The sequence below is a fragment of the Streptomyces sp. NPDC005181 genome (assembly GCF_040608395.1).
GTDB lineage: Bacteria > Actinomycetota > Actinomycetes > Streptomycetales > Streptomycetaceae > Streptomyces.
On the sequence record NZ_JBEXID010000193.1, the window covers coordinates 1 to 4,999 of the forward strand.

The 4,999-nt window shown below is 68.8% G+C and carries 4 protein-coding genes and 3 pseudogenes; 4 read left to right on the forward strand and 3 right to left on the reverse strand.

The features are described 5' to 3' along the window. Positions 1 to 209: 209 nt before the first annotated feature. Together ABZV38_RS39525 and ABZV38_RS39530 are read right to left on the reverse strand one after the other, a co-directional pair. Positions 210 to 662, reverse strand: a complete 453-nt coding sequence (locus ABZV38_RS39525; RefSeq protein ID WP_356333701.1) for a cupin domain-containing protein — start codon at positions 660 to 662, stop codon at positions 210 to 212. A gap of 470 nt (positions 663 to 1,132) precedes the next feature. Beyond that, positions 1,133 to 3,304, reverse strand: coding sequence for a SpoIIE family protein phosphatase (locus tag ABZV38_RS39530; RefSeq protein ID WP_356333702.1), 2,172 nt, complete (start codon positions 3,302 to 3,304; stop codon positions 1,133 to 1,135). A 107-nt stretch (positions 3,305 to 3,411) separates the two neighbouring features. On the opposite strand from ABZV38_RS39530, the pseudogene ABZV38_RS39535 reads away from it, so the two are divergent. From ABZV38_RS39535 to ABZV38_RS39545, 3 genes and pseudogenes are all read left to right on the forward strand, one after another. Continuing rightward, positions 3,412 to 3,477, forward strand: a pseudogene (locus ABZV38_RS39535) (hypothetical protein); the annotation flags it as partial. 24 nt (positions 3,478 to 3,501) lie between these two features. Next, positions 3,502 to 3,702: a hypothetical protein gene (locus ABZV38_RS39540; RefSeq protein WP_356333704.1), complete on the forward strand. Its 201-nt coding sequence runs from the start codon at positions 3,502 to 3,504 to the stop codon at positions 3,700 to 3,702. Beyond that, positions 3,699 to 4,154, forward strand: a complete 456-nt coding sequence (locus ABZV38_RS39545) for an IS5 family transposase (protein WP_356333706.1) — start codon at positions 3,699 to 3,701, stop codon at positions 4,152 to 4,154. Before ABZV38_RS39540 ends, ABZV38_RS39545 begins: the two co-directional genes overlap by 4 nt. Positions 4,155 to 4,198: 44 nt before the next feature. On the opposite strand, the pseudogene ABZV38_RS39550 reads toward ABZV38_RS39545, so the two are convergent. Next, a pseudogene (locus ABZV38_RS39550) lies at positions 4,199 to 4,377 on the reverse strand (transposase); the annotation flags it as partial. A gap of 70 nt (positions 4,378 to 4,447) precedes the next feature. On the opposite strand from ABZV38_RS39550, the pseudogene ABZV38_RS39555 reads away from it, so the two are divergent. Beyond that, positions 4,448 to 4,817 (forward strand): annotated as a pseudogene (locus ABZV38_RS39555) (transposase); the annotation flags it as partial. Between the last annotated feature and the right edge of the window lie 182 nt (positions 4,818 to 4,999).

Genomic DNA, 4,999 nt, shown 5'->3' on the forward strand with positions numbered 1-4,999 from the left:
AGTGACACGCCACTTCGGCGTGCCCACAGGCATATCCGCAGGTCAACCTACATATTCGTGCCCTAGTCGGCACCGCCAACTGTGGAACTCAGGTTGGACTCTCTGCTTTGAGGCAGCGGTACCTGCACCGTCCTGTTGACGGAGCGGATGCGAGCATGCAGAGGGTCTGCTCGAGTGCAGGACAGTGCCCTGCTCCGGCCCGGAGTTTTTCAGGACGGCCGCGGTGCGCGTCGGTCCCGGCGGCTGCCGAGCTCCTCATCGCTGACGAGCGTCAGCATGGGCACGTCCGGCGCGCACATCATCACCACGATGAAACGGCTCCAGATGTCGTTTCGATTGTTCCTGTCCTGATAGTGGATCACATCGCCGCCGGGCTCCCAGAATGATTCACCCGCCCGGATGACACGCTCCGGCTCGCCCTCCAACTCGAACAGCATCTCGCCCTCAAGCATGTAGCCGAACACCGGCCCGGAGTGCCGGTGCGGTGGGACCCCTGGATGACCAGGCGGGTACTGCACGAGCACGGTCATCACCTGAACACGTTCAGGGATGAAAGGCGGTTCCTGTTCGAGCAGCGTGGTAAGCGCTGATTGCCAGGGGATCGGCTCGTCGGCCGAGTTGGAACGGGCCTGTGCAGGCCTGCCGCTGTCTTCGCTTGGCATGATGGCTGACCTCGGAATTGGAAAAGCGCGCGAGGCAAATCCCGATGGGCCGGCGCGATTCGGATGGGAGTGTCCAGAGACGTCGAGAGCGTTCAGGTGCCTGGCCGCATCTCGGACCCCTTGATTGGGCCGCCGCATTCTGGGCGGCTTTGCCGCTCGACCAGGGCTGGCGTCGTTTTGGCTGCCGCGGCGTTCGGCGCGTCTACTGAACCCGCGCAGGTTTTCACTGGCGTTGGACCCTTTTTGACCTTACTCCGCCAGCAGACGGCGCGCGCGGTGACCTGGACCGCGGGCTGAGGGTGGGCGTGGGCAGTGATCTGTCACTGGAGTGAACCGGCTCTACCGGATGGGCGGGGGAGCTTAAAGTCACCTTTCGTTGGAGATGACAAGTGTTTTCGTACTCGGACGGGGTGGTGCGGCCGAGAGCACTGTGCAGGCGCTGCTGTTCCGCTCACCGCAGGCTTCGCGCCCTACCCGGCGGTGCAAAGCTCCATGAGCAGCAGGGCGATGTCGTCCGTGCGGGGGGCGGTTTGCCGCGCGTGGTCGATCAGGGCTGTGGCGAGTCGGTCCATGGGCTGGGGCCGGGCCTGGGCGAGTTGGGCGGCGAGGCCGGCCATGGCGTCGTCCAGGTCGACTCCGGGAGTTTCGACGAGCCCGTCGGTGTACAGGGCGAGGACGGTGCCGGGCGTCAGCGGGATCTCGGTGGAGGGATAGTCCGCGTCGGGGTCGATGCCGAGCAGCAGCCCGGGCGGCAGGGCAAGGACCTCGGCGTGCCCGTCCGGGTGGCGCAGAACCGGCGGGGGATGCCCGGCAGTGGCCAGGACGGCCCGGCGGCGTGCGAGGTCGAGATGTGCGTACAGGCAGCTGACGAAGCGGCCCGTGCCCAGGTCGACCAGTTGGCGGTTGGCCTGGGTGAGGGCCTGCGCCGGCGTGGCTCCGGTGGCGGCGTGGGAGCGGATGGCGGGGCGGATCCGGCCCATGAGTGCGGCGGCGGTGGCGTTGTGGCCCTGGACGTCGCCGATGACTGCGGCCGCGGTGGTGTCGTCCACCCGGACCAGGTCGTAGAAGTCGCCGCCGATGTCCATGCCGCGGACGCTGGGCAGATAACGGGCGGCCACATCCAGTCCGGGAAGGTCGGGCAGTGAGCCGGGGAGCAGGGCCGCTTGCAGGGTCTGCGCGAGCTCCTTGCTGGTGTCGTACAGGCGGGCCCGTTCCAGCGCCTGCGCGATCAGTCCCGCGAGTGCGGTGAAGACGGTCCGCTGTCGGTCGGAGAAGGGGTGGGGACGGTCGAAGGCGATCACACACGAGCCCACGGGGCGCCCGGAGGCGATCAGTGGCAGAAAGGCCCAGGCGTGCAGACCGTCCTGGCGGGGAACCAGCGGGTAGGCCCGGGACAGCTCCTCGAAGGTGGCGAAGAAGCTCGGCATGCCGGTGGCGAGGACTTGGATCGCGGGCGTCGGGAAGGTCAGCGGTGCTCCGTCGAGGTGCTCCAAGAATCGGGCGTGGTATCCGCGATAGCCGATGACACGCATTCTTCCGTCCTCGGCCGCGAGCAGGGCCACGGTCCGGGCCCCGAAGGCCGGCAGCATCTCGTCGGTGACCAGATCGACCACGTCGCCCACGCCCGCGGCTTCGGAGAGGGTGGCGGCCAGGTGAAGCACCTGGTAGAGCTCTCCCAGGGGGATCGGCTCGGCCGGGGGCGTCCCCGTTCCGGCCGGCGTTGCCCTCGGGGTGTGGTCGGGCTCGGTCGGCGAGATGCGGACGCTCACCCCGGATCCGTCGGGGTAGAGCTCGAATGTGAGCCACCGGTCCGGCGAGACCATGGCGGTGAAGGACACGGGCTGCCGGCTGACCACGGCAGCGCGGAAGCGGTCCTCGAAGGCCGGGTCGGTGGACCAGGGCAGGGCCTGCCAGGGGAGCCTGCCGATCAGATCGGGGATACTGCCGCCGACGAGGGCGGCGGCCGTGGCGCTGAGGTAGGTGAACCTGCCCTCGAGGTCGAGGGAGCAGCTGCCCTCCGGCAGCCGTTCGGCGAAGTCCGCCGCGGCCAGCGCCTCTGCGGGCGAGCGCTTCGGCGCGGGCGGCCGAGGCAGCGTGCGGGGGAGCGGTCCAGGGCCGACCGGGTGGCCGGCGTCGGCGGCGTCCCGCAGGAATTGGCCCAGACGCCGGCAGGCGGCACCGACCCGGTCGCGGCTCGGGCTGGCAGGGCCGGAGTTGTCGCAGCAGGTCCAGAACAGCAGCAGCGTTCCCCAGGCGGTGGTCCCGGTGAGGATCGGCGCCGCCGCCACCGCGTAGTGGTACGGCAGGGCGATCGCCGTGCGCGGGTAGCGGCGGGCGAGCTCCTGAGGGCTGTTGAGCCACACCGACCGCCGCTCGCGCACCGCTTCGGCTACCGGATCGAGACTGGCCAGCCCCACCCCGAGCCAGGGCGTGAGGTACTTCGCCGGGATGCCGGTGGTCACCTCCAGCCGCAGCGCCTGACCGTCGGACGCCAGCAGGAAGACCGCGCCCGCATGCGCACCCGAATCGCGCACGCCGAGCTCCAGCAACCGGTCCAGCTCGGCCCGGAGTACCGACCCGGCGGCGGGGGAAGAGGGGGACCCGTATGGCTGTGCAGTGCTGTCGTCGGGTATGACGCACATACCAGTAGCGTACGTCTGGACCAGCCGACCCCGCGTGGTGGTCCCGGCCGCCGGTCCGTCCCCCGCCGAATTGTCCAGGCGGCCGCCGAGCTCGGAGGACTAGGCCGTTTCTCGCCTGGAAGTTCCAGACCGGATCACAGTGGGTCCACCTGCCCGAGAAGTACGGCAACTGGAGAGGCGTCTACAACCGGCTTCGCATGTGGGCCGTCGATGGCACCTGGGAGCGCGTGTTCACCGCGCTCATGGCCCAGGCTGACGCCGACGAGGACCTGAACTGGGCGGTCTCGGTGGACTCCACGATCGTTCGTGCCCACCAGCACGCGGCCGGGGCCCGCAAAAAGGGGCCCCGACTGGCGAGCCGGACGACCATGCCGTCGGCCGGTCCCGCGGCGGAATGACCACGAAGATTCATCTCGCGGCCGACGCCCACTGCCGTCCCCTCGCCTTTGTTCTCACCGCCGGACAGGCCGGTGACGCGCCCGTCTTCGCGCACGTGATGGCCCGCTTGCGTGTTCCCCGCCGGCGTGGACGACCCCGCACCAGGCCCGATGTGGTCCTGGCCGACAAGACCTATTCCTCGCGCGCCATCCGCGAGCACTTGCGCAAGGCGCGGTATCCGGGCGGTGATCCCCGTTCCGGCGGACCAACGGGGCCACCGGAAACGCCGAGGCAGCCGTGGTGGCAGGCCCCCGCCTTCGACCGCGAGGCCTACAAGCAGCGCAACACCGTCGAGCGGTGCATCAACCGCTTGAAGCAGTGGCGGGGCATCGCCACCCGCTACGAGAAGACCGCGACCATCTACCTGGCCGGACTGCACGTCGCGGACATCTTCCTCTGGTCCGCTCGGTGATCCAAACGAACTGGCCTAGCTGTGATTTGACGGTTCGTATCTGTCGTGACCCGGGTGGCCTCGCCCGCCAGGTCGTCGTCGGAGCCGACGACCTTCTCCAACTCGGCGATCGTTTCGTCCTCGCCGTCGATCGCCCGCAGCTGCGCGGCATCGCCCGGGCCGCGTCCGCGATGACGAACGTGTCCTAGGCGTCCGTCTTGGCTTCACCGGGATAGAGGTCGGCTGCATCACCTGCGAGTGCCCGGCGGAGCAAGTACACCGCATGGACCGGACGGGCGCCATCGCAGGGTGCTGGCCACGCCGCCGTCAACACCCACGACAGCGAAGGGCTGAAGCCCGTGGTGGCCGGTCACCGAACGCGACACGACCCCATCGCGGCAGGTACTTCAAACCTCAGCGCCCGCACGCCGATATGGCCTACGACACCCCCACCCGCGGAAATGGTTGCGGGCAAGGCGTATCGGCGTGCGCATCGCCCCGCTAAGGCATCGAGGCCAGTGAATGATTCGGACGCCGACGGTGGCTGACTGAGCGGACCATGTCCTGGCTGACCGGCTGCTGCAGACTCAACCGCCGGTACGAACGCTGTCCCCGCAACCGCTGGCCTTTCTCGGCCTCACCGCTGCCCTGTGCTGTTACAAACGCTTCGTCGAACTCTCCACCTCCGGCTCAGCCGATGGCTGTCCCGCACCAGTCGGTGATCCCCTCAAGTCGGATCCTGCCGCGCCTTGCTCCGCCAGTTAGGGCGGGAGTGTCATGAATCAGGTGTGGACCCTCCACGAAGGAGTCACCTGATGAGTACGAGTACTGGTCACCTGATCGAGTCTGCTGGGGGCGTGTCGCTT

What these genes read in the sequence shown, in the direction of transcription:
- ABZV38_RS39530 (WP_356333702.1), bottom strand. Translation starts at nt 3,304, where the DNA reads ATGTGCGTCATACCCGACGACAGCACTGCACAGCCATACGGGTCCCCC.
- ABZV38_RS39525 (WP_356333701.1), bottom strand. Translation starts at nt 662, where the DNA reads ATGCCAAGCGAAGACAGCGGCAGGCCTGCACAGGCCCGTTCCAACTCG.
- ABZV38_RS39545 (WP_356333706.1), top strand. Translation starts at nt 3,699, where the DNA reads ATGACCACGAAGATTCATCTCGCGGCCGACGCCCACTGCCGTCCCCTC.
- ABZV38_RS39540 (WP_356333704.1), top strand. Translation starts at nt 3,502, where the DNA reads ATGTGGGCCGTCGATGGCACCTGGGAGCGCGTGTTCACCGCGCTCATG.